This is a genomic window from Actinomycetes bacterium, from assembly GCA_035489715.1.
In the GTDB taxonomy this organism is placed as follows: domain Bacteria; phylum Actinomycetota; class Actinomycetes; order JACCUZ01; family JACCUZ01; genus DATHAP01.
The window spans coordinates 1-22,674 of record DATHAP010000111.1 but is presented as its reverse complement, the minus strand read 5'-3'; the positions used below and the strand labels follow the sequence as shown (position 1 = coordinate 22,674).

Below are 22,674 nucleotides of genomic sequence, written 5' to 3'. Positions count from 1 at the left end.
GACTGGCTCGGCGACGCTGCACGCTCCGCGCGAGAAGGTCTGGGACGCGCTGAACGACCCGGCTGTCCTCGTGCGCACCATCCCGGGCTGCCAGCAGCTCGAGGAGGTCGGGCCGGACTCCTACCGGATGACCCTCACGGCAGGCGTCGCCTCGATCAAGGGCACCTACCAGGGCGACGTCGCGCTCACCGACCAGGAGCAGCCCGGTGCCTTCACCCTCCGGGCGTCCGGCGCCGGCGCGCCGGGGACGGTCAGCGCCGACGTCAAGGTGACCCTGGCCGAGACCTCAGACGGTGGCGGGGCGGTCACCCGCCTGGACTACGACGCCGACGCCATCGTCGGCGGGATGATCGGCGGGGTCGGGCAGCGGGTGCTCAGCGGGGTGGCCAAGAAGACGGCCGGCGAGTTCTTCGCCGCCGTCGACGACGTGCTCACCGGGCGCGCGCCGAGCGTTCCCGCGCCGCGCGAGGAGGCGGCCGGGCCGGTCGCTGCGGCGCCCGCGCCCGGGGTCTTCACCGCGCCCCCGGCGCCGGCCAGGACCGGCCTGGGTGGTGACGACTTCGTACACGGCGCGGTGTTCGGCGCCCTGGTCGCACTGGCCGGGGTGCTGGTGGGCGGCCTGGTCGCCCGCCGCCGCCAGCTCTGACCCTTGCGCGGACCGTCGGGGATTCCGCCTGATGATCAGGCGGATCCCCCGACAGTCGGGGGCTCGGGTGCCGTGCGGTCGGTGCGACGGGCCGCGACGTCGTGCGCCGGTCGGCCCTGGCGCCCGCCGCGGCGCTCGAACCGGGTCGTGGCGCGCCAGGGCGGCTCGCCGAGGGCCAGCCCGGGAGTGGTCGCCAGGACGTCCCGGGCCTCCAGGGCGTACGCCGCCATGTCGGTCGCCAGGTGCACGGTGCCCCCGTCGACCAGCCGGTCGGCCACCAGCGCGGCGAAGGCGGGGGTCACCAGCCGCCGCTTGGCGTGGCGGGTCTTGGGCCAGGGGTCGGGGAAGAAGACCCGGACCACGGCGACCGAGGCGGCAGGGAGCATCTCGGCCAGCAGGACCCGGGCGTCGCCGTCGGCGACCCGCACGTTGGTCAGGCGCCGGCGCTCGACCAGCCGCAGCAGGTTGCCCTGGCCGGGGGTGTGCACGTCGACGGCGAGCACGTCGTGGTCGGGCTGCGCGGCTGCCATCTCGGCGGTCGCCTCGCCCATGCCGAACCCGACCTCGACGACCAGCGGGGCGACCCGTCCGAACAGCGCGGGCAGGTCGAGCCGACGACCGTCGACCCCCAGCCCGAGCTGCGGCCAGAGCCGTTGCCGCGCGTCGGTCTGGCCCGGCGTCACCCGGCCCGAGCGGCGCTTGAACGTCCGCACGCCCGGTGGGTGCGTTGCCGCCGCCGGGTCGCTGCTCACCTGGCGATCCTCCCAGGCGGGAGGCACGATGACGGGCATGCCCTCGGGGACGCTCACCCGCCGGTGCCCGGCCGCGGTCTGCGCGCTGGTCCTCGTCCTCACCGGCTGCACCGGATCGGACGGCGGAGGCGGCGGGTCGGACCGTGCCGGCGGCACCGGCTCGTCCGCTGTCTCCTCGACGGCGCCGTCGACGGCGAGCCCGTCTCCCGAGAGCAGCAGTGCCCGGGAGAGCGGCAGCGCCCCGGCGACCGCGGCGGTGCCGCCGGCGGCGAGCCAGGTGTCGATCCCCGGCCTGATCGAGCGCGACTACGACGGCCGGGGCCTGCGGCTCGGCCGGGTGCTGACCCGGACCGGCGACTACGTGCGGCAGGCGGCGACCTACCGCAGCGACGGGCTGCGCATCTCCGGCGTGATGAACATCCCGAGCGGCAAGGGACCGTTCCCGGTGCTCGTGCTGCTGCACGGCTACATCGACCCGGCCTACTACGTGACCGGCCAGGGGCTGATGCGCGAGCAGGACTACCTGGCCCGCGCGGGCTACGCCGTGCTGCACATCGACTACCGCAACCACGCGGGCTCCGACGACGACCCGACCGCCGAGCGCCGGCTCCGTCTCGGCTACACCGCCGACACCATCAACGCCGTCCTGGCCGTCAAGCGGTCGGGCATCGCCCGGCTCGACGGCGACCGGGTGGGGCTGCTCGGCCGGTCGATGGGCGGGGGAGTCACCTACAACGCACTGGTCACCCGTCCGGGCCTGGTCAAGGCGGCCGTCGTGTTCGCACCGGTCAGCTCGCGGACCGCCGACAACTTCAACCGCTGGATCCGCGACGACCGGTCCGGGCTCGCAGGGCAGATCACCCGCCGCCACGGCACGCCGCAGGGGAACCCGCGGTTCTGGCGCGAGGTCAGCCCGCGGCCCTACTTCGACCGGGTCACCGAGCCGGTGCTGATCCACCACGGGACCTCCGACGACTCCTGCCCGATCCGCTGGACCCGCGCGTCGTACGCCGCTCTGCAGGAGGCCGGCGCGGATGCCCGGCTGCTCGTCTACGAGGGCGAGGAGCACGCGTTCGGCCCGCAGTGGCCGCTGTCGATGCGCCGCACCGTGCGCTTCCTCGACCGTGCGATGGCGGCCTGAGCGCCGGTCGACGTGGCACAGTGACGGGATGAAGGCGTTCACCGTTGCCGCCGTCCAGCTCGCCCCGCTGCCCGGCCCGCTGACGGCCGAGTCGGTGAAGGGCAATGTCGCGAAGGCGGCCGACTGGGTCACCCGCTGCGTCGAGGCCACCGGCGCCGAGCTCGTCGTCCTGCCGGAGTCGGTGACGACCGGCTTCACGCCCGGGGTCGGGCCGGAGGAGCTGTGGGACCTGGTCAGCGAGGTGCCCGGGCCGGTCGTCGAGCCGCTGCAGGAGACCGCCCGCCGGCTGGGCGCCCACGTCGTCGTCGGGACCTACGAGCGTGGCACCGAGCGCGGCGTCGTGCACAACGCCTCGGTGCTGCTCGGCCGGGACGGCGCGGTGCTCGGCACCTACCGCAAGACGCACCCGTTCTGCACCGAGATGCGCTCCCGCGGCGGCTGGGTGACACCGGGCGACGAGGTCAGCGTCGTCGAGACCGACCTGGGCCGGATCGGGCAGATCATCTGCTTCGACGGCGACTACCCGGAGCTGTCGCGCATCACCGCGCTGCGCGGTGCCCAGGTGATCGTGCGGCCGTCGGCCCTGCTGCGCTCAGCCGACATCTGGGAGCTCACCAACCGGGCTCGTGCCTACGACAACCACGTCTACCTGGTGGGTGCCAACGCGACCGGCGTCGATCCGGGCGGTGTCCTGTACTTCGGCAACTCGATGGTGGTGACGCCCGTGGCCGAGGTCGTGGCACGCGCCGCGAGCCACGAGTGCTGGGTGAGCGCCCGGCTCGACCCGGCGACAGCGATGGCGTCGCTGACCCCGGGCTCGAGCGTTCCGCAGGTGTTCGACCACCTCGCCGACCGCAACCTGGACCTGATCGCGCGCTACGCCGACGACCTGGTGCGGCCGGCGGCCACGTCGTTCCCCCATGCGGAGCCCCACGGGGAGCCGGTCGACTAGCACGGTTGAATGGCCGCCATGACCCCCACCCGTCGGCTGCGGATCGGGATCGACACGGGTGGCACCTTCACCGACGTCGTCGCGCTTGACACCGGCAGCGGCGAGGTGGTCACCACCAAGACGCCGTCGACTCCGGCCGACCCGGCCGACGGCTTCATGGACGCCGTGCACAAGGTGCTCGACCTGCTCGGCGCCAAGGGGTCCGACGTCGAGTCGGTCAGCCACGGCACCACGGTGGCGACCAACCAGCTGCTCGAGGGCAAGGTCGGAGACCTCGGGCTGGTCACCACCGAGGGCTACGAGTTCATCCTCGAGATCGCCCGGCAGAGCGTGCCGGACGGCTACGGCAACTCCTACTTCTGGGTCAAGCCGCCCCGCATCGTCCCCGCCGACCGGGTGCGCACCGTCGGCGGCCGGCTGGACTTCTGCGGTGACGAGGTCCGCCCCTTCGACGAGACCGGCGCCGTCGAGGTGGCGCGCTGGTTCCGCGACCATGGCATCGACACGATCGGCGTCTGCTTCCTGCACTCCTACGCCGACCCGGCGCACGAGCACCGGATGCGCGAGGTGCTGCGACGCGAGCACCCGGAGGCGGTGGTGTCGCTGTCCAGCGACGTGCTGCGGGAGTACCGCGAGTACGAGCGCGCGGTCACCACTCTGGTGGACGCCGCGGTCAAGCCCCGGATGTCGTCGTACGTCGCCAGCATCACCGGCCGGCTGCACGACGTGTGCCGCACCGAGGCCGGTGGGGCGCCGTGGTACGTCATGAAGTCCAACGGCGGGGTGCTCTCCGCCGACGAGGTCGTCCACCAGCCGATCACCACGGTGCTGTCCGGGCCCGCGGCCGGTGCCCTCGGCGCCGCGCTGTTGGCGGCCGACGCCGGCTTCGACCGGGTGCTGACCTGTGACGGCGGCGGGACCTCCACCGACGTGTCGGTCGTCGTGGACGGCCAGCCGACGCTCACCACCGAGGGCACGATCGGCAGCTACCCCAGCAAGATCCCGATGATCGACATCGTCACCGTCGGCGCTGGGGGCGGCTCGGTCGCCTGGGTGTCGCCCGAGGGCTCGCTCAAGGTCGGTCCCCGCTCGGCGGGCGCCGACCCGGGCCCGCTCTGCTACGGCCGCGGCGGCACCGAGCCGACCGTGACCGACGCGCATGTCGTCCTCGGCCGGATCCCCCCGCACCTGCTCGGCGGCGAGATCCCGCTCGACGTCGAGGCGGCCCGCGCCGGGCTTCGCGACCTGGCGCAGCGGCTGGGCCTGGACCTCGAGCGCACCGCCACCGGCATCCTCGAGATCTCGGCCTGGAACCAGGCCAACGCCCTGCGCCAGGTGACGGTGAAGCGCGGGCTGGACGTGCGCGACTTCACGATGGCCACCTTCGGCGGCTCGGGGTCGCTGCTGCTGTGCCGGCTGGCAGACGTGCTCGGGCTGGCCGGCGTGCTGGTCCCACGCGACCCGGGCAACGTGTCGGCGTACGGCCTGCTGACCGTCGACGTGCGCAACGACTACGTGCGCACGGCGGTGAGCCGGCACGCCGACCTCGACCCGGTGGCCCTGGCGGACCACTACGCCGACCTGCAGGAGCAGGCGGCCGCCAGTCTGGACCGCGAGGGCTTCGGCCGGGACCGGCAGGTGCACCGGCGCAGCGCCGACCTGCGCTACGCCGGCCAGGCCTTCGAGGTGCGGGTGCCCGCGCCGGAGGGTCCGGTGGACTCAGCGTGGGCCGACCAGGTGGCCAAGGCGTTCCACGACGCCCACGAGCAGCTCTACGGCTACGCGTTCCGCGACGACCCGCGCCAGCCGGTCGAGTGGGTCAACCTGCGGGTCTCGGGCATCGGTCCCATCGACCGGCCCCGGCCGCGGGAGATCGCGCGTCGCGAGGGCGGCCCCGAGCGGGCCCTGACGGGGGAGCGGCCGGTGTTCTTCGACGACGAGTCCGGCTGGGCGCAGACGCCCGTCTACTGGCGACCGGACCTGGCGCCCGACGACGTGGTCGACGGGCCGGCCGTGGTCGAGGAGTTCGGCTCCACGGTGCCGGTGCACCCCGGGTTCCGGGCCGCCGTCGACCGGTTCGGCAACCTGCTGGTGCGGAGGCAGGGATGAGCGGCGTGGACCCCGTCCTCCTCGAGATCGTGCAGGGGTCGCTGGCTGCGATCGAGCTCGAGGTCGAGACCGCGATCGGCCGGACCGCTCGGTCGCCGATGATCCGCGACGCTCACGACTTCCGGGCCGGCATCCACGACCGCCACCTGCGCAAGCTCACCGGCCGGTCCTACTCCGCGCTGGTCCACCCGGTCGCGCGGGACTTCCCGCTCGACACGATGCGGCCGGGGGACGTGTTCTTCCACAACGACGTCTACCTGTCCGAGGGCGGCATCGGGCACCTGCCCGACCTGTGCGTCACGGTGCCGGTCTTCGTCGAGAGCGACGGGGGGCCGGAGGTGGTGGCCTTCGTCCAGGCGTTCGGCCACCACGACGACATCGGCGGAGCCGTGCCCGGGTCGATGCCCTCCACGGCGACCTCCGTCTTCGAGGAAGGGCTGATGGTCCCGCCGATCCGGCTGTGGGCCCAGGGCGTGCGCAACGACGCGGCGCTGCGCATCATGACCCGCAACTCCCGGATGCCCGACTCGCTAGCGGCCGACCTCGACGCCGAGTGCTCAGCGTGTCTCATGGGGTCCCGCAGGCTGGGCGAGCTGTTCGCACGGTACGGCCGGGAGACCGTCGAGGCCTGCTTCGACGCCATCATCGACAACACGACGCAGACCTACCGGCGGGAGGTGCTCTCGAAGATCCCGGACGGGACCTACGTCTGGGAGGACTACGCGGAGCACGACGGCGTCGACGAGCCGCGGCTGCACGCGCAGCGCATCACGCTCACGATGGACTCGTCCCGTGATGTGCCGCTCGTGCTCGACTTCACGGGTACCTCGCCGCAGGCCAAGGGGCCGATCAACCACTGCGGCGACTACGCCGACGGCAACTTCCTCAAGAAGTGGCTGGCGCCGATCCTGCGCAACCTGGCCGATACCCCGGAGCGGATGGCCGAGCTGGACGTCAACGAGGGCATCGTGCCCCTGGTCGAGATGCGCTTCCCGCCGCCGGGCACGCTGCTGACCCCGGTCTTCCCGGCACCGACCAACGCCCGCACCTTCGTGATCCTGCGGCTGCTCGGCGTCCTCGCGGGTGTGGTCGCCAAGGCGGTCGACGGCCGGATGCCCGCCGACCAGGAGACCATCCGCTACACCGGGGTCTACGGGCTGGACCGCGACGGTGGCCCCTACCTGATGCGCGAGGTGCTCGGCGGCGGGTCGGGCGGGCGCTACTACGCCGACGGTGAGGACACCATCCACGTGGTGCCCGACTCACGGAACCTGCCCACGGAGTTCACCGAGTCGCGCTTCCCGTTCCTGGTGGAGCGGCTCGGGCTGGCGGTCGACTCCGGCGGCCCCGGCCGGTTCCGGGGCGGCCTCGGCTACGAGAAGCACATCAGGATGCTGCGCGACGCGCACTTCATGTCGATCGCCGACCGCTCGATCCTGGCCTGCTGGGGGGTCAAGGGCGGCCGGGCCGGTCAGCCGTTCCAGGTCACGATCGACCCGGGCGGCGCCGAGGAGCGCGACGTCGACGCGCTGGCCGACGCCGAGCCGGTGCGCGCCGGTCAGCTGATCCGGATCCGGACGACCGGTGGCGGCGGCTGGGGCGACCCCCTGGACCGGCCGGCCGAGCAGGTGCTGCGAGACGTGCTGTGGGGCAAGGTCTCGACCAGCGGTGCGCTCGACGACTACGGCGTGGTGGTGGCGTACGACGACGTCGAAGCGTTCGTCGACGCACCGGCGACCCAGGAGGTGCGGGCCGAGCGACGGGCGCGACGTGCCGGTGACGAGCCCTTCTTCGACCGGGGGCCCGGCTACGCCCGGCTCTCCGGCGGTGCGCGCCACGCCGAGGTCGACCTGCTGTGACCGGGGCCGGGCCCGGCCGGTCTACAGGTCGCAGACGGCCGCGTCGTCGCCGCCGTCCCCGGGCTCCAGCGGGGACTGCCCGACGTCGCGGGGGATCAGGCCGGTCAGCACCGGGGAGACCTGGAACGCCCGGTTCGCGCCGGCATTCGCGTCGGCGGGAGTGCAGTCGAGCGGCGTGATGCCGTGCACGTGGGCGGTGGCCGACGGGGCCGCGGCCAGACCGCCGGCAAGGAGCAGGGCGCCGATCGAGACCGAGCTCAGCAGCTTTCTCATCATCTGCTCCGATCTGTACCGGTGGTTCCTCACGCAAGCACCGGAATCTGAAGCCGTCAAGGTGTCCGTAGGACGACCGCACCGGTCCAGCTCGTCGCCATCGACGTCGACCTCGTCCGTTCGCGGTCGCCGAGGCGGAACGTCCGGCTCGAGGCCGTGATCCGCGACTGATCCGCCTCGAGCAGCACCGCGTCGTCGGCCACCGCACGCAGCTCGATGGTCGCGATCTGGTCGGGTGTCAGGTCGGTGCTGCCGACAACCGTCGCGTCCTCGCCCGGCAGCACTGACCACCGCGCCAGCGTCTGCGGCTCCCGGCCGTCCCGCGGGACCGCGACCAGCCGGTAGGTCTTGCGCTCGGCCGGGTCGGTCCAGGTGGAGGAGTCGACCCACCGGCAGACCAGTGACACCTTGGTCCCCCAGTCGACGGGCGTGAGCTCGAGCGTCCCGGTGACGGCAGCCGGGCGTACCTCGGTCATCGCGACCGTCGTCCCGGCCGGCCCGCCGGGCCCGCCCTGCGGCACGACGGCGATGGCCACGGCCACCGCGGCAGCAGCCACGGCACCGGACGCGACCAGCCGCAACGAGCGCCGACGCCGCTCCTTGCGCGCGGCCCCGACCACCCGGCCCAGCAGGAGGTCGGGCAGCGGCTCCCGGTCAACCTCGGGCTGCAGGACCCGGTCGAGAGGCACCCTGTCCAGCAGGACGGTCATGCCGGAGAGCTCGGCCACCGACGCGGTGCACCGCTCGCAGTCCACCAGGTGCTCCTCGAAGGCCCGGCGCTCGTCCGGGGTGAGCGCACCCATGACGTAGGCGGCGTCGTCCTCGAGGAACGGGTCCGCGCTCTCGAAGCCCCCGCCGCCGCTGGTGCTGCCGGTCATGACGTCACCCCCATCTCCTGCATGGTGAGCCGGAGTGCCCGCAAGGCGTAGTGGGTGCGGGACTTGACGGTGCCGACCGGGATCCGCAGCGCCTCGGCGGCCTCGGACGTGGAGCGGCCCCGGTAGTAACACTCCACGATGACCTCCCGGTGCTCCGGCGTGAGCCGGTCGAGGGCTTCGGCGACGATCCATGTGTCGAGCATCGAGTCCACCTGGTCGACCTGGGTCTGTTCGGGCGGCTCGTCCACGCTCAGCTCGTGTCGCGACCGGGCGCTGCGCCACTCGTCCACGACGATCCTCCGGGCCACGGTGAACAGCCAGGCGCGGGCCGATCCCTGCTGCTCGTCTAGGACCGACGGCTTGCGCCATGCCCTCAGCATCGTCTCCTGCACGACGTCCTGGGAACGGGCCCGGTCACCGCCGGTGAGACGCAGGACGAACCACCACAGCGACGCGGCGTAGCGGTCGTAGAGGGCGCGCAGCAGCTGCTCGTCACGATCGGATGCGGTCATCGCCACGCTCCCTACACGGAACAGCAGACCACCCGGTTCATCGCAGGGCCAGCACGGTGGTTCGTCTCAGCCGCCGGTCACCGTGAACCACTATCCGGGCGACGCCGTGGTAGCCGCCGACACCACGACCCTTGGAGGACCCATGACCCGGCTGACCACCACGACCCGCGCCGCTGCCGCCGCCGTCGCCACCGCGACCGCCGCCGGCGGGCTCTTCCTCAGCTCACCGGGCGCTGCCGCCGACCAGGGCGGCCGCGAGGAATCCGTCGACGTCCAGGTGCTGGCCCCGAGACCGGGCAGCAACGCCGGCATCTCCGGCAGCGGCTGGTTCATCGACCTGGCGATCGACTTCGCGACCACGGACCTCGCCGCCACCGGCTTCACCGGTGTGCAGCTCACCGGCCCGGGAGGCCACAACAACATCCCGCCGGCTCCCGGTGCGTTCGGCACCGGCCACGACGACCGGCTCCCCGGTCTGGTCGTCCTGGCGAGCACCACCTCGTCGGCCCTGCCGGGCTTCTCGGGACCCGGCACCAACCTGGCCGGTCTCTTCAACCTGACCGGCGTCACCGACCGGTCGGACGAGGGGACCGAGCTCTCGGACACCTGGCTGGTCGGAGCCCCCGTCGCCGGCAGCGGCGTGGACTCGGTCCTGACGGTGGCCGTCGTCGACGACCTCGACCACGACGGCGTCTACGACGACGCCCCCGACGTGGTCCAGGACACCAATGGCGACGGTCGCATCGACCGCCGGGACGTGCAGGCGCTCGGCCTCGCCTCGCACGTCGTGCGGGTCCCGTTCCACGTCAACGGCGCCCCGGCCTGACCCGACCGCACGTACGACACAGATCCCGCACCGCCACACACCACCACGCACAAGGAGAGAAATGTCGACCACCGACTCGCGGATGACCGGAACGATGTCCGAAAGCATGACCGAGAGCGCCACCGACCTCCCGCCGCCCACCCTCGGGCCTCTCACGCACGTGGCGCTCACCGTGCGCGACCTGTCCGTGAGCGTCCCGTGGTACGAGCGGTTGGTCGGCTCCGGCCCGGTGCTCGACGAGGACACCGGACCCTTCCACCACGTGGTCTTCGCGGTCGGGGGGACCTTGCTCGGTCTGCACCTCTTCCCCGGGGATGAAGGCGCCGACGAGTTCGACCCGCGGCGGCCGGGGCTCGACCACGTCGCGTTCCTGTCGCCCGACCGGGCCACTCTCGACGCGTGGCGGGACCGGCTCACCGGGCTCGGGATCGTGACCGGTGAGGTCGTCGACGCGCACTACGGGTCCGGCCTGGCCTTCAAGGACCCCGACGGTCTCGCCCTCGAGATCTTCGCGGCGGCGGGCTGAGCGAGGACGTCGGGTGCGCCACGACGGGGCGCCGGCCGGGTCACCCGAGAGGGACCGACCCGGTCGGCGCCATCGTCGCTGCGTCACCGGCCACCACCCCGGCCTCGCCGACGGCGAAGACGAGGTCGCCGTCGGTCAGCACCCGGGTCGACCAGCTGCCCGGCGCGAGGTCCATCCGGCCGGCCAGCCGCAGCCGGTCGCCGTCGACCGTGACGGCGAGGGCCTCGTCCCGGTACCTGCCCGAGGGGTCGCCGTAGGACGCAAAGGCGAACGTCGCCTGGCGCCGGCCGGGGTCGAACGTGAAGGCGCGGCTGTCGTCCAGGGCGGGTGACCAGCCCGGGCCGAGGTGCAGCCGGTCGACCCGCCGTGGCGCCGAGAGGTCCGAGACGTCGAAGAGAGAGAGCTGCATGCCGGTGATCCGGCCGTCGGCGTCCGCGTCCTCTCCCAGGCCGAGCAGCAGGTCGTCCCCGACCGGGTGCAGGTAGGTGGAGAACCCGGGGACCTTCAGCTCGCCGAGCACCCGGGGCCGGCCCGAGAGGTCGAGCAGGTAGAGCGGGTCGGTCTGACGGAAGGTCACGACGGCGGCGATGTCGCCGAAGTAGCGCACCGCCCGGATCTGCTCGGTGCGGCCCAGCCCCTCGAGCCGGCCGGTCTCCACCAGCCGCCCGTCGTCCTCGGCGAGGCGGACAACGATCGACGACGTGTCGCGGGCCCGGTCGCCCTCCCATGGCGGCTGCCGGGTCGTGGCGACCCGCAGGTCACCCTCGTGGCGGGAGAGCGCCCAGCGGCCCATGACGTAGCCGGGCACCGTCCCGGTGCCGACGTAGCCGGTGCTGGTGGACCCCGTCGTGTCGAACGCGTGCAGCTCGGTGCTCACCTCGTCGGCGACGGCGCTGCCGGCGGCGTCGGCGGTGCCGCGGCGGCCCCCGGGGACGGCAAAGTCGACCGCCGGCCCGCCGACCGCCGGCCCGCCGACCGCCGTGGTGCCCCAGCGGCTGGTGGCGACGTAGAGGCGGTCCGCAGCGGCATAGACCAGGTCCCCGTCCGTGGTGACGGCGGTGCGGTCGGTCGCCGCGAGGTCGTCGCCGGGGCGCAGCGTGCTGATCAGCAGGGTGGCCGCACCGGCCGCGCTGCGGGCGTGGGACGTCTCCTGGCAGCTCACGGCCGGGCCGCTCTCGAGCACCCGGCCGTCGGCGCCGCGGCGCTCGACCTGGGGGAGCACGTCGTCCAGCGCGAGGTCGGCGACGATCGCCCGGTTGACGGCCAGTGCCCGGGACTCGCGCGCGTCGCCAGGGCGCATCGGGTAGGTCATGGGCAGGCTCGGCCGCGAGGTCGTGACCAGGCGCACGGTCCCGCCGACCAGCCGGGCGCTGACGTACTGCCCGTCCAGGACCGCCTGCTCGAGCACCCGCGGCGGCTGGTCCGTCAGGTCGACCAGCACCAGACGGGTCGTCGGGGTCCCCGGCCGGAACAGGCGCGTGTCGACGTCGCCGGTCCCGTCGACCGTGACGGTCGGCTCGACCGCGTCGTCGCGGTACGACGGCACGACGACCAGCGCGCGGTCACCGTCGAGGAGCAGCTCACCGCCGTACGACCGCCCGTCGCCCACCTGCACCGACCCCAGCACGACCGGCTCCGGGGCGGCGCTCAGCACGCGTAGCCGGTCGCCGGTGAGGACGACGAGGCGACCGTCGGCGAGCTTGACGAGGTCCGGCTCGTCGATGCCCTGCTCCTGCAAGTTGGTGCCCGTGGGTCCGCTGCCGACAGCGTCGCCGGAGGCGCCCTCGGAGTCGGCCGTCGCGGCGGAGTCGCGGGCCGCCGCGACCGGCCAGCCGCCGCCGCCGACACCCCAGGCGGTGACCGTGGCGGCGAGCTCGGTCCGGTAGTGGGTGAGCATCTCGGCGCAGCTGCCGTAGGCGACCAGCCCCGCGGCACGTGCCTCCGGAGCGGTCGAGGGCAGCAGCTGGACACCGCCCAGGCCCAGCACGGCGACGGCCGCCAGCGCGCTTGCCACGAGCGTCCTGCGTCGGTCCATGTCGAGCCTCCCGCCGGTCAGGGTCAGCGGTGAGACGCGCCCGATCAGTGGCCGGTTCCACACCGGCTCATGCGGCACCGCCCTCGATGCGGCCGTCATCGCCGCTGTCGTCGATCTCGTCGACCAGCTCGTTGGACACCACCTCGTGGCGGGTGAGATAGGCCGACACCACCGACTGGGCGGTGGCCACGACGGGCAGTGCGAGCAGTGCTCCGATGGGCCCGACCAGGGCAACGCCGGCGATCGCGGCCACGAGGCCCAGCGCCGGGTGCACGCGCATGGTGTGGGCGCTCAGCGGCGGCGACAGGATGTAGTTCTCCACCTGCTGGTAGACCACGATGAACGCCAGAGTGAGCAGGGCCGTACGCGGGGACTCGCCGAGCGCCACGGCGACGGGAAGTGTCCCGGCCAGATAGGTCCCGATGGTGGGGATGAACTGGGAGACGAGACCGACCCAGATGGCGAGGGTCACGGCGAACGGCACGTCGAGCACCGTGAGAGCGATGGCATGGACCACGGCCGAGATCACGGCCAGTGCGCTGCGGTAGTAGACGTACCCGGCGGTGCGGTCGATGGCGATCTCCCACGCCCGCAGCACCTCCTCCTGCCGTGGGGCCGGCAGCAGGGAGCAGACCGACCTGCGGAGCAGCGGCCCGTCCTTGGCGAAGAAGAAGGTCAGCGTCGCGACGGTGAGGACCTGGAAGAGGACGCCGAGTACGGTCGCCCCGAGACCGAACGCCCCGCCGACGAGGGAGCCCACCAGGTCGCTGGTCCGGCCCGCGGTCCGCGCCACGTCCTGACTGCTGATGTCGACGCCGAGCTCGGTCTCGAGGTAGTCGGCGACCTGGTGGCTGTAGGCGGGAAGCGCATCCACGAGGTCGGCGACCTGGCGCGCCACCAGCGTCCCCATGATCGCCGCGAAGGCCGCCCCGACAACGAGGAGGACGAGGTAGATGGCCATGGTCGCCTGACCCCGCGACCAGCCGCGGCGGGCCAGACGGTCGACCGCCGGTTCCAGCGCGAAGCCGAGGAAGAGGCTGAAGACCACGAGGACGAGCAGTCCGCGCAGCTGCTCCAGCGCCCAGAGCAGCGTGAGCAGGACCAGAACGGCCAGGACGGCCACCACCGCCGTCTCGCGGACCCGCCAGGCGAACTCGGCGCGGCTGTCCGCCGGAGGCTCGGCCCGGTGCCGACTCACGTCGGTGCCCCGGGCGTGGGCCGGGGATGGGACGCACCGGCACCGGTCGCCCGTCGTCGCAGCCGGCTGGTCACGCTCGGCCGACGGGTGACCAGCCGGAGGCTGACCAGGACGAGGAGCACGCCGACGGCGGCGTCGAGCACGAAGTGGTTCGCGGTGGCGACCACGGCCCACCCCATGAGCATCGGCAGCAGGCCGCCGATGACCCGCACCCACAGCCGGCTGGCCGCGACGACGATCGCCAGCCCGATGAGCAGGTCCCACCCGACGTGGAGGCTGGGCATGGCGGCGTACTGGTTGGTGAACGCAGGCGGTTGCAGGACGCGGTAGGAGCGCGAGTACTCGGTGACGGTGTCGACCAGGCCGAGGTCGGCGAGCCGCGGTGGTGCGACCGGCCACAGGGCGAAGATCACCATCCCTACGGCGCCCGAGAGGAGCATGGCGTCGCGTGTGCGGGCGTACACGGTCGGGTGGGAGAGCACGAGCCACAGCAGCGTGGCGATGATCACCGGCCAGTGGCCCCAGATGTAGATCCAGTTCATCACCGCGGTGAGGGTGTCCGATCGCGCGACCGGCTCCTGGACCGCCTCCTCGGCGTGGATCCCCAGTGCCTGCTCGAGCTCGACCAGCTGACGCGCGTGACGGTTCGCCGCAGCCACGTCGCCCTCGGTGAGTCCACGCACGCCGAAGTAGAGGACGGCCCCTCCGCCGACCACTGCGAGCTCGCGGGGCACCGCACGCCAGTCGTGCCGCCGCGGCGAGACCGGTGTGGGTCGGCTGACCGGTGTCTGCCCGGCCGTCGTCGACCGGCCCCCGGACGCCACGTGTGCGGCGGTTGGCATGGGCGCCTCCCGCACCCAGGGTGCGACCACCCTCGGGCCGGGGCAAGTGCAGGTCGTCGCCCTGCCGGAGGCCGTTCGTCCCGGGGCTGTGCCGGCGCCGGCAGCCAGCCCGGTCAGGGAGAGGCGATGCGGCCGAGTCGCGCCGGCAGCGTGCCGGCAGCCCCGCGGTCGAGCAGCCACAGGGTGCGGTCGCGGCCGCCGGCACCGGCCGCCGGCAGCTGGGTCTCGCCGGCTCCCGAGAGCGCCATGGTGACCGCCGCGGCCTTGTCCTCGCCGGCGACGACCGCCCACACCTCGCGCGACCCCTGGATGACCGGCAGGGTCAGCGAGATGCGGGTCGGCGGCGGCTTCGGCGCCCCACGCACCGCCACCACGGTGCGGTCGTCGTAGAGCGCCGGCATGCCCGGGAAGAGCGAGGCGATGTGCCCGTCGGGTCCGACACCCAGCAGGCAGACGTCGAACGCCGGTGCGTCGGCGTGGTCCTCTGGCCGCGCTGCCGCTGCGAGCTCCGCGGCGTAGCGGGCCGCGGCTGCCTCCGGGTCGTCGCCGTCCGGGCCGTCGGAGGGCGGCATGGGGTGCACCCGCGCCGGGTCGAGGGGCACCGCGTCGAGCAGCGCCGCGCGGGCGTCGGTCTCGTTGCGCTCGGGGTCGCCCGACGGCAGGAAGCGCTCGTCGCCCCACCACAGGTCGAGGCGGCGCCAGTCCACGGCGCCGCGGGCGGGCGAGTCTCGGACGGCCTCGAGGACACCGCGCGCGATCGACCCGCCGGTGAGCACCAGCGACGCAGCACCGCGCGCGGACTGGACGTCGACCAGCCGGGTCAGCAGCCGGGCGGCGACCGCCGCGGCCAGCTCCTGCGGGTCGCGGTGGACCAGCACGGTGGGGGTGCTCATGAGCGGCGGCCCCGGCCGCTCGACCTGGACGCGGTAGTCTTCGCCGGTTTCTTCGCCGTCGTCTTCTTCGCCGTGGTCGTGGTGGTCCGCTTCTTCGCCGTGCTCTTGGTGGCCGACTTGCCGGCGGTACGTCGCGCAGCCGGACGCATCGGGTCGCGCCACACGTGCTCCCGCTTGGCCGGGCGCCCGTCCAGCCCCTTGTCGCCGGTCACGGCGGACAGGGCGTCGGCGTAGGGCTGGTCGGCGTCCAGCCGGCGCAGCTCCTCCGCGAGCAGGTCGCCCAGCGACCGGCGCTTCAGCGGCAGCTGCCGGTCGGACATCCCGGTGCGCGACAGCGTCGCCAGGTAGCCGTCCGGCCGGTCGATGCGGAGGACGTCGTTGCGGCCGAAGCGCACCTCGGCGCCGGTGATCCCCGGGCCCCTCGAGGGAACCTGCTTGACCTTCACGCCGAGCCGGGCGGTCAGCCAGCCGGCGAGCAGCGCGGCGCTCGCGTTCTTCGGCTCGGCCATCACCTCGGCGGACGTCGGCACGGCAGCCACGTCGTCCAGCCCGGAGGCGAGCAGCGCCCGCCACGGTGTGCACCGGGTCCAGGCCAGGTCGGTGTCGCCGGGGGCGTAGTCCTTCGCCCGCTGCCGGAGGGCGGCCAGCGGGTCCTCCGCCGTCGAGACGTCGGTCACCCGGCGCGAAGCCTGCACGGCCAGGGCGTCGTAGGCGAGCTTCTCGGGGGTGTCCCCGTGCCACCAGGTCACCACAGGTGCGTCCGAGGCGAGCAGCGGCAGGACCACCGACTCGGCGTGCAGGGTCAGCCGGCCGTACATCCGCATGACCACCGACTCGTTGGCGCCCATCTGGCCGCCGACCTGGACCTCGGCGTCGAGCCGGTCGTCGGCGTCGACCTTGCGGCGCACGACCACCAGCAGGCGGCACGGGTGGGCGGCGGCGGCCTGAGTGGCGGCCTCCCGGGCCTCGTCGACGTGCTTCTCGTCGGCGATGACGACCAGGGTGAGCGCGAGACCGGAGGCGAGCGCGCCGGCCGTCCGGCGCTCGGCGGCGAGTGTCTTGACGATCTCGGTGCCGTTGGTGTCCCACAGGATGGTCGTCATGGTCGCCTCCAGACCCGGCCGTCGCGCGCCAGCATGTCGTCGGAGCACTTCGGGCCCCACTCGCCGGCCCGGTAGAGCTCGGGCTTGGTGCCGGCCCAGAAGTCCTCGAGCGGGTCGATGACCCCCCAGGACAGCTCGACCTCCTCGTTGCGCGGGAAGAGGGTCGCGTCACCGATCAGCACGTCCAGCAGCAGGCGCTCGTACGCCTCCGGGGACGACTCGGTGAACGCCTCGCCGTAGAGGAAGTCCATCGAGACGTCGCGCACCTCCATCGACGAGCCGGGCACCTTGGAGCCGAAGCGCATCGTGATGCCCTCGTCGGGCTGGACGCGGACCACCAGCTGGTTGTTGCCGAGCTCCTCGGTGTCGGTGGCGGCGAAGGGCAGGTGCGGCGCCTTCTTGAACACCACGGCGATCTCGGTGACCCGGCGCGGAAGGCGCTTGCCGGTGCGGAGGTAGAACGGGACACCCGCCCACCGGCGGGTCTCGACCCCGAGCCGCACGGCGGCATAGGTCTCCGTCGTCGATTCCTTGGGGACGTTCTCCTCGTCGAGGTACGAGGGCACGCGCATCCCGCCGAGCCAGCCCTGGTCGTACTGCCCGCGGACGGCGTAGTGCTCCATCGTCCCCGGCAGCGAGATCGCGCCGAGCACCTTGACCTTCTCGGTGCGGATCGCCTCGGCGTCGAAGGTGGCCGGCTCCTCCATCGCGGTCAGCGCCATCAGCTGCAGGACGTGGTTCTGCAGGACGTCCCGCGCCGCTCCCGCGCTGTCGTAGAAGCCGGCCCGGGTCCCGATGCCGACGTCCTCGGCCATGGTGATCTGCACCGAGTCCACGTAGTTGCCGTTCCACACCGGCTCGAACAGCGTGTTGGCGAAGCGCAGGGCCAGCAGGTTCTGTACCGTCTCCTTGCCCAGGTAGTGGTCGATGCGGAAGACGTCCTGGGGCGTGAACACCTCGTCGACGAGCTCGTTGAGCGCGCGTCCACTGGCCAGGTCGTGCCCGAACGGCTTCTCGACAACGACCCGCCGCCAGCCGCCGCGCTCGGTGTTGTCGGCCATCCGGGTGCGCTGCATCTGCTTGAGCACCACCGGGAACATCGCCGGCGGGATGGACAGGTAGAACGCGGCGTTGCCCTGGATGCCGTGCGACTCCTCCATCTCGACCAGCGTCGAGGCCAAGGTGTCGAAGGCGTTGTCGTCGTCGAAGGACCCGGGGATGAAGCGGATGCTGTCGGACAGCCGCTGCCAGACATCCTCGCGGAAGCCGGTCCGCGAGCCCTTCTCGGCCGCCTCGCGAGCGAGTGCCTCGAAGTCGCCGTCGCCCCAGTCACGCCGGGCGAAGCCGAGCAGCGCGAACCCCGGCGGCAGCAGACCGCGGTTCGCCAGGTCGTAGACCGCGGGGATCAGCTTCTTGCGGGCGAGGTCGCCGGTGACCCCGAAGACGACCAGCGCGCACGGTCCGGGCACGCGCGGCAGCCGGCGGTCCCGCACGTCGCGCAGCGGGTTGGGCCGGTCGCCCGTCTCGTGCTCCGGCAGGTCGCGGAGCGGCGGGTAGCTCGCCGTCATCCGGCGGCCTCCAAGGACGCCGCGGCGTCGAGGAGCTGCCGCACGCCGGCGGCCCGGTCGGTCAGGTGCAGACGGACGACGGGGCGCGACCGGCCGGCCAGGGCCCGCTGGTCGCCCAGCGCCTGCGCCATCTCGAGCCGGCCGAACGAGAACGGCCGGCCCGGGACCTCGACGTCGCGCTCCACCGCGCCGGTCACCTGGAGGAACACGCCCACCTGCGGCCCGCCCTTGTGGAACTGGCCGGTGGAGTGCAGGAACCGCGGCGCCCACCCGAACGTGACCTGACGCCCGCCGGCCGCAGCGGCCAGCCGCTCACGGAGTCCGAAGGCGTCGTCGTCGCCCTCGCGGTCGAGGTAGGCCATCACGGCGAGGTAGCCCCGCTCGGGGACGGTGCCGAGCAGACCGCGCAGGAGGCCTGCAAGGTCGGCCGGCCCACCCAGGGCGGTCAGGTCGCCGTGCACCTCGACGGCGCCGTCGACCAGCCCCGGGTCACCTTCGGGCAGCGGCCCGTCGCCGGCCTCGTCGAGCAGCTTCTGGGTGTTCTCCTGCGACTCGGCGACGTTGGGCTGGTCGAACGGGTTGATGCCGAGCACCACCCCGGCGACCGCGGTGGCGAACTCCCAGAGCAGGAACTGGGCGCCCAGCGAGCCGCTGACCGACGTGGCGTCGTAGCCCGGTCGGCCCGGGCCGAGCACGACCAGGTGGGCGTCGTCGCCGGCGTCGCGGAAGCCGGCGGCGCCGGTGCCCTCGACGACGATCGGCAGGATGCCCTTGCCCTGCTTGCCGGTCGACTCGGCCACGAGCTGCTCGGCCCAGTCGCCGAAGCCGACGATGCGGTTGCCGCCGGTGTCGCTGTCGGCGATCACCAGCTTGTCCCGGCCGGCGATGGCCAGCTCGCCCATCGCGCGGCCGAGCACGACGCCGGGGTTGCCGTCGTCGCCGAGCTGCCCGGCGAGCACCCGGGCGTCGGCCAGCAGCCGCTCGACGTCGGCGCCGGCCAGGAACGACGGGGTCAGCCCGAAGGCGGAGAGCGCGCTGTAGCGACCGCCGACCGACGGGTCGGCGAGGACCACCTCGTAGCCGGCGTCCCGTGCCTGCTTCTCCAGGGGCGACCCGGGGTCGGTCACGACGACGATCCGCCGGGCCACCTCGGCGTCGGTGAGCCCGGCCGACCGGAAGGCCTGCTCGAACGCCCGCCGGTGGCTGTCGGTCTCGATGGTGCCGCCGCTCTTGGAGGCGACGACCACGACGGTGCGCTCGATCCGGTCGCCGAGCACGCGGGCGACCTGGTGGGGGTCGGTGCTGTCGAGGATCGTCAGGTCGGCGCCCGCCGTGCGGGTGATGACCTCGGGCGCCAGAGACGACCCGCCCATGCCGGCGAGCACCACGTTGTCGAGACCGTCGACCCGGACCCGCTCGCGCAGGTCGCGCAGCTGAGGGAGCAGCGCCTCCGACGACCGCGGCAGGTCGAGCCAGCCGAGCCGCTGGGCGGCCTCGGACTGGGCGGCGACCCCCCAGAGGGTCGCGTCCTTGGCCGCCAGCCGGGCGGCGACCCCGGCAAGATCGGCGCCGCCGCTGTCGGCGGACCCCCCGGCGGCCTGGACGGAGACGCTCACTCGCCGGCCCCGGTCGCCCCGGCGTCCGCTTCCTTCGCCAGGCGCTCGAGCTCGGACTTGGTCGAATCGAGGAGGTCGGTCCAGGACGTCTCGAACTTCTCGACCGCCTCGATCTCGAGCACCTCGACGACGTCGTCCATGTCGATGCCCGCCGAGGCCAGGTCCGCCATGACCTGGTGGGCGCCGGCGTAGGCCGGCCGGATGGTGTCGCCGCGGACCACGCCGTGGTCGGCGACGGCGTCCAGCGTCGCCTCCGGCATCGTGTTGACGATGCCCGAGGCGATCAGCTCGACGACGTACTGCGTGTCGTCGTAGGACGGGTCCTTGACTCCGGTGGAGGCCCACAGCGGCCGCTGCGGCTTCGCCCCGGCGGCCGCCAGTGCCTGCCAGCGCTCACCCGAGAAGACCTGCTCGTAGCGCTCGAAGGCGAGCTGGGCATTGGCGATCGCCGCCTTGCCGCGCAGGTCGCCTACGTTCGCCGACCCGATCTTCTCCAGCCGCTTGTCGACCTCGGTGTCGACCCGGCTGACGAAGAACGACGCGACGGACGCCAGGTTGGTCAGGTCGTGCCCGGCCACCCTGGCACGCTCCACGCCCTGCAGGAAGGCGTCCATGACCTCGGAGTAGCGCTCGAGACCGAAGATCAGGGTCACGTTGATGCTGATGCCCTCCGCCAGGCACTGAGCGATCGCCGGGAGACTGGGCTTGGTCGCCGGGATCTTGATGAAGAGGTTCGGCCGGTCGACGAGCCACCAGAGCTGGCGGGCTTCGGCGATGGTCCGCTCGGTCTCGTGCGCGAGGCGCGGGTCGACCTCGATCGACACCCGTCCGTCGGAGCCGCCGCTGGCCTCGTAGACGGGGCGCAGGACGTCGCAGGCCCAACGCACGTCGAAGGTCGTCACCATCCGCACGGCTTCCTCGACGTCGACCCCCCGGACGGCGAGGTCGCGCAGCTGGCGGTCGTAGAGGTCGCTCTCGGTGATGGCCTTCTGGAAGATGGTCGGGTTGGTCGTCACCCCGACGACGTGCTTGTCACGGATCAGGTCGGCCAAGTCGTCGGTGGCCAGCCGCCTCCGGCTCATGTCGTCGAGCCAGATGGCGACGCCGGCCTCGGAGAGCTGTCGCAGGGAATCGGTCTGCCCACGAGGTGAATCAGTCTGCCCACGAAGTGAATCAGTCTGCCCACGAAGTGAATCAGTCATGGTGTCCTCTCAGTTGCCGGTCGTGCTGCCAGTGATGGAGCCGACCTTCTCGAGGGTCGCGTGCGCGGCGGCGACGACCCGGTCCCGGGTGAAGCCGAACTGCTCGAACAACACGGTGTGCGTCGCGCTGCTTCCGAAGTGCTCGATGCTGACCATCTCGCCGCTGTCGCCGACGATCTCGCGCCAGCCCTGCGCGACCGCGGCCTCGACGCTGACTCGCGCCTTGACCCCTGGTGGGAGCACCTGCTGCTGGTAGGCGCGGTCCTGCGCGTGGAACCACTCGACGCACGGCATCGACACGACGCGGGTCGGGTGGCCCTCCTCCTCGAGCGCCTCGCGGGCCGCGACGGCGAGCTGCACCTCCGAGCCGGTGGCCACGATGACCACCTCGGGCTGACCGCCCGCCGCGTCGGCGAGCACGTAGCCGCCGCGTGCGGTGCCCTCGGCGGAGCCCATGACGGACCGGTCGAATGTCGGCAGGTCCTGCCGGCTCAGGGCGAGCCCGGCCGGCCGGTCGGTGTGCTCGAGGATCGTCCGCCACGCGACGACCGTCTCGTTGGCGTCGGCGGGCCGCACCACGTCGAGCCCGGGGATCGCGCGCAGGGCGGCCAGGTGCTCGATCGGCTGGTGCGTCGGGCCGTCCTCGCCGAGCCCGATCGAGTCGTGGGTCCAGACGTAGGTCACCGGCAGCTGCATCAGCGCGGCGAGCCGCACCGCGGGCCGCATGTAGTCGCTGAACACGAGGAAGGTGCCGCCGTAGACCCGGGTGCCGCCGTGCAGCGCGATGCCGTTCATCACCGACCCCATGGCGTGCTCACGGATCCCGAAGTGCAGCACGCGGCCGTAGGGTCCGCCGGGGAAGGCCTTGGACTGCCGGTCCTCGGGGAGGAACGACGGCTCGCCCTCTGGGGTCGTGTTGTTGGACTCGGCGAGGTCGGCCGAGCCGCCCCACAGCTCGGGCAGGACCGGTGCGATCGCGGACAGCACCGCACCGGACGCCTTGCGGGTCGCCATGCCCTTGGCATCGGCCGGGAACTCCGGCAGGGCGTCGGTCCAGCCGTCCGGCAGGCGCCGGGACACCAACCGGTCGAAGAGCGCCCTGCCCTCGGCGTTGTCGGCGGCCCAGGAGTCGAAGGACTGCTGCCACTCGGTGTGCGCCGCGCGGCCGCGGCCGATGACCTCGCGGGCGTGCGCCAGCACGTCGGGGTCGACGTCGAAGGTCTTCGACGGGTCGAACCCGAGGAGCTTCTTGGTCGCGGCCACCTCGTCGGCACCGAGTGCGCTGCCGTGCGACTTGCCGGTGTTCTGGGCGTTCGGCGCCGGCCAGGCGATGACCGTGCGCAGCACGATGAAGGACGGCCGCTCGGTCTCGGCCTCGGCGGCGTCGAAGGCGCGGGCGAGGGCGGCGACGCTCTCCTCGTAGCTGCCGTCCTCGGAGCGCCAGTCGACGCGCTGCACGTGCCAGCCGTAGGCCGCGTAGCGGGCCACAGTGTCCTCGGAGAGCGCGATCGAGGTGTCGTCCTCGATGGAGATGTGGTTCTGGTCGTAGACCAGCGTCAGGTTGCCGAGCCGCTGGGTGCCGGCGAGTGAGGAGGCCTCGCTGCTGATGCCCTCCTCGATGTCGCCGTCCGAGGCGATGCACCACACCCGGTGGTCGAAGGGGCTCTCGCCGGGCGCCGCGTCCGGGTCGAGGAGACCGCGCTCCCGGCGGGCGGCCATCGCCATGCCGACCGCGTTGCCGAT

General features: G+C 73.1%; 20 protein-coding genes. 7 read left to right on the top strand and 13 right to left on the bottom strand.

Annotated features, from left to right (window positions below; translation table 11 throughout):
• The coding region (locus VK640_08815) for a carbon monoxide dehydrogenase subunit G (protein ID HTE73286.1) at window positions 1-646 on the top strand (646 nt) is incomplete at its 5' end.
• A 35-nt stretch (window positions 647-681) separates the two neighbouring features.
• On the opposite strand, the gene trmB is transcribed toward VK640_08815, so the two are convergent.
• Window positions 682-1,398 (bottom strand): tRNA (guanosine(46)-N7)-methyltransferase TrmB, encoded by a 717-nt coding sequence (gene trmB, locus VK640_08810; GenBank protein ID HTE73285.1) that lies wholly within the window; start codon window positions 1,396-1,398, stop codon window positions 682-684.
• A 37-nt stretch (window positions 1,399-1,435) separates the two neighbouring features.
• Between trmB and VK640_08805 the strand changes: the two genes are divergently transcribed.
• Genes VK640_08805 through VK640_08790 form a run of 4 tightly spaced genes read left to right on the top strand, consistent with a single transcriptional unit; the run spans window position 1,436 to window position 7,459 of the window.
• Window positions 1,436-2,539, top strand: a complete 1,104-nt coding sequence (locus VK640_08805; protein ID HTE73284.1) for an alpha/beta fold hydrolase — start codon at window positions 1,436-1,438, stop codon at window positions 2,537-2,539.
• Between the two features lie 28 nt (window positions 2,540-2,567).
• Window positions 2,568-3,491 carry a carbon-nitrogen hydrolase family protein gene (locus tag VK640_08800; GenBank protein ID HTE73283.1) on the top strand — a complete coding sequence of 308 codons (924 nt, stop codon included), beginning with the start codon at window positions 2,568-2,570 and terminating at the stop codon, window positions 3,489-3,491.
• A gap of 18 nt (window positions 3,492-3,509) precedes the next feature.
• Window positions 3,510-5,600, top strand: a complete 2,091-nt coding sequence (locus VK640_08795) for a hydantoinase/oxoprolinase family protein (GenBank protein HTE73282.1) — start codon at window positions 3,510-3,512, stop codon at window positions 5,598-5,600.
• Window positions 5,597-7,459 (top strand): hydantoinase B/oxoprolinase family protein, encoded by a 1,863-nt coding sequence (locus VK640_08790; protein HTE73281.1) that lies wholly within the window; start codon window positions 5,597-5,599, stop codon window positions 7,457-7,459. The genes VK640_08795 and VK640_08790 overlap by 4 nt, the downstream gene beginning before the upstream one ends.
• A 21-nt stretch (window positions 7,460-7,480) precedes the next feature.
• Here the strand turns inward: VK640_08790 and VK640_08785 are convergent, their stop codons facing one another.
• Genes VK640_08785 through VK640_08775 form a run of 3 tightly spaced genes read right to left on the bottom strand, consistent with a single transcriptional unit; the run spans window position 7,481 to window position 9,122 of the window.
• On the bottom strand, window positions 7,481-7,732 hold the full coding sequence (locus tag VK640_08785) for a hypothetical protein (GenBank protein ID HTE73280.1): 252 nt from the start codon (window positions 7,730-7,732) through the stop codon (window positions 7,481-7,483).
• Between the two features lie 56 nt (window positions 7,733-7,788).
• Complete coding sequence (locus tag VK640_08780; GenBank protein ID HTE73279.1) at window positions 7,789-8,610, bottom strand: zf-HC2 domain-containing protein; 822 nt, start codon at window positions 8,608-8,610, stop codon at window positions 7,789-7,791.
• A complete protein-coding gene (locus tag VK640_08775) occupies window positions 8,607-9,122 on the bottom strand; it encodes a sigma-70 family RNA polymerase sigma factor (protein HTE73278.1) in 516 nt (171 codons plus the stop codon). The genes VK640_08780 and VK640_08775 overlap by 4 nt, the downstream gene beginning before the upstream one ends.
• A gap of 142 nt (window positions 9,123-9,264) precedes the next feature.
• Here VK640_08775 and VK640_08770 point away from each other — a divergent pair, with 142 nt between their 5' ends.
• Both VK640_08770 and VK640_08765 read left to right on the top strand, forming a co-directional pair.
• Window positions 9,265-9,948, top strand: a complete 684-nt coding sequence (locus VK640_08770; GenBank protein HTE73277.1) for a hypothetical protein — start codon at window positions 9,265-9,267, stop codon at window positions 9,946-9,948.
• Between the two features lie 106 nt (window positions 9,949-10,054).
• Complete coding sequence (locus VK640_08765; GenBank protein HTE73276.1) at window positions 10,055-10,474, top strand: VOC family protein; 420 nt, start codon at window positions 10,055-10,057, stop codon at window positions 10,472-10,474.
• Between the two features lie 40 nt (window positions 10,475-10,514).
• Here VK640_08765 and VK640_08760 read toward each other — a convergent pair whose 3' ends face one another.
• The 9 genes from VK640_08760 to VK640_08720 form a co-directional block, all read right to left on the bottom strand.
• Window positions 10,515-12,509, bottom strand: a complete 1,995-nt coding sequence (locus VK640_08760) for a beta-propeller domain-containing protein (GenBank protein HTE73275.1) — start codon at window positions 12,507-12,509, stop codon at window positions 10,515-10,517.
• 67 nt (window positions 12,510-12,576) lie between these two features.
• A complete protein-coding gene (locus tag VK640_08755) occupies window positions 12,577-13,707 on the bottom strand; it encodes an AI-2E family transporter (protein HTE73274.1) in 1,131 nt (376 codons plus the stop codon).
• Window positions 13,704-14,549, bottom strand: a complete 846-nt coding sequence (locus tag VK640_08750; protein ID HTE73273.1) for a phosphatase PAP2 family protein — start codon at window positions 14,547-14,549, stop codon at window positions 13,704-13,706. The genes VK640_08755 and VK640_08750 overlap by 4 nt, the downstream gene beginning before the upstream one ends.
• 113 nt (window positions 14,550-14,662) lie before the next feature.
• Window positions 14,663-15,442, bottom strand: coding sequence for a 6-phosphogluconolactonase (gene pgl / locus VK640_08745; protein HTE73272.1), 780 nt, complete (start codon window positions 15,440-15,442; stop codon window positions 14,663-14,665).
• Window positions 15,439-16,545, bottom strand: coding sequence for a glucose-6-phosphate dehydrogenase assembly protein OpcA (locus tag VK640_08740; protein ID HTE73271.1), 1,107 nt, complete (start codon window positions 16,543-16,545; stop codon window positions 15,439-15,441). The genes pgl and VK640_08740 overlap by 4 nt, the downstream gene beginning before the upstream one ends.
• Complete coding sequence (zwf, locus tag VK640_08735) at window positions 16,542-18,113, bottom strand: glucose-6-phosphate dehydrogenase (protein HTE73270.1); 1,572 nt, start codon at window positions 18,111-18,113, stop codon at window positions 16,542-16,544. The genes VK640_08740 and zwf overlap by 4 nt, the downstream gene beginning before the upstream one ends.
• Window positions 18,110-19,729, bottom strand: a complete 1,620-nt coding sequence (locus VK640_08730) for a glucose-6-phosphate isomerase (GenBank protein ID HTE73269.1) — start codon at window positions 19,727-19,729, stop codon at window positions 18,110-18,112. The genes zwf and VK640_08730 overlap by 4 nt, the downstream gene beginning before the upstream one ends.
• Entirely contained in the window at window positions 19,726-20,931 is a 1,206-nt protein-coding gene (gene tal / locus VK640_08725) for a transaldolase (protein ID HTE73268.1), read from the bottom strand. The genes VK640_08730 and tal overlap by 4 nt, the downstream gene beginning before the upstream one ends.
• A gap of 9 nt (window positions 20,932-20,940) precedes the next feature.
• On the bottom strand, window positions 20,941-22,674 hold a 1,734-nt coding region (locus VK640_08720; protein ID HTE73267.1), incomplete at its 5' end, for a transketolase.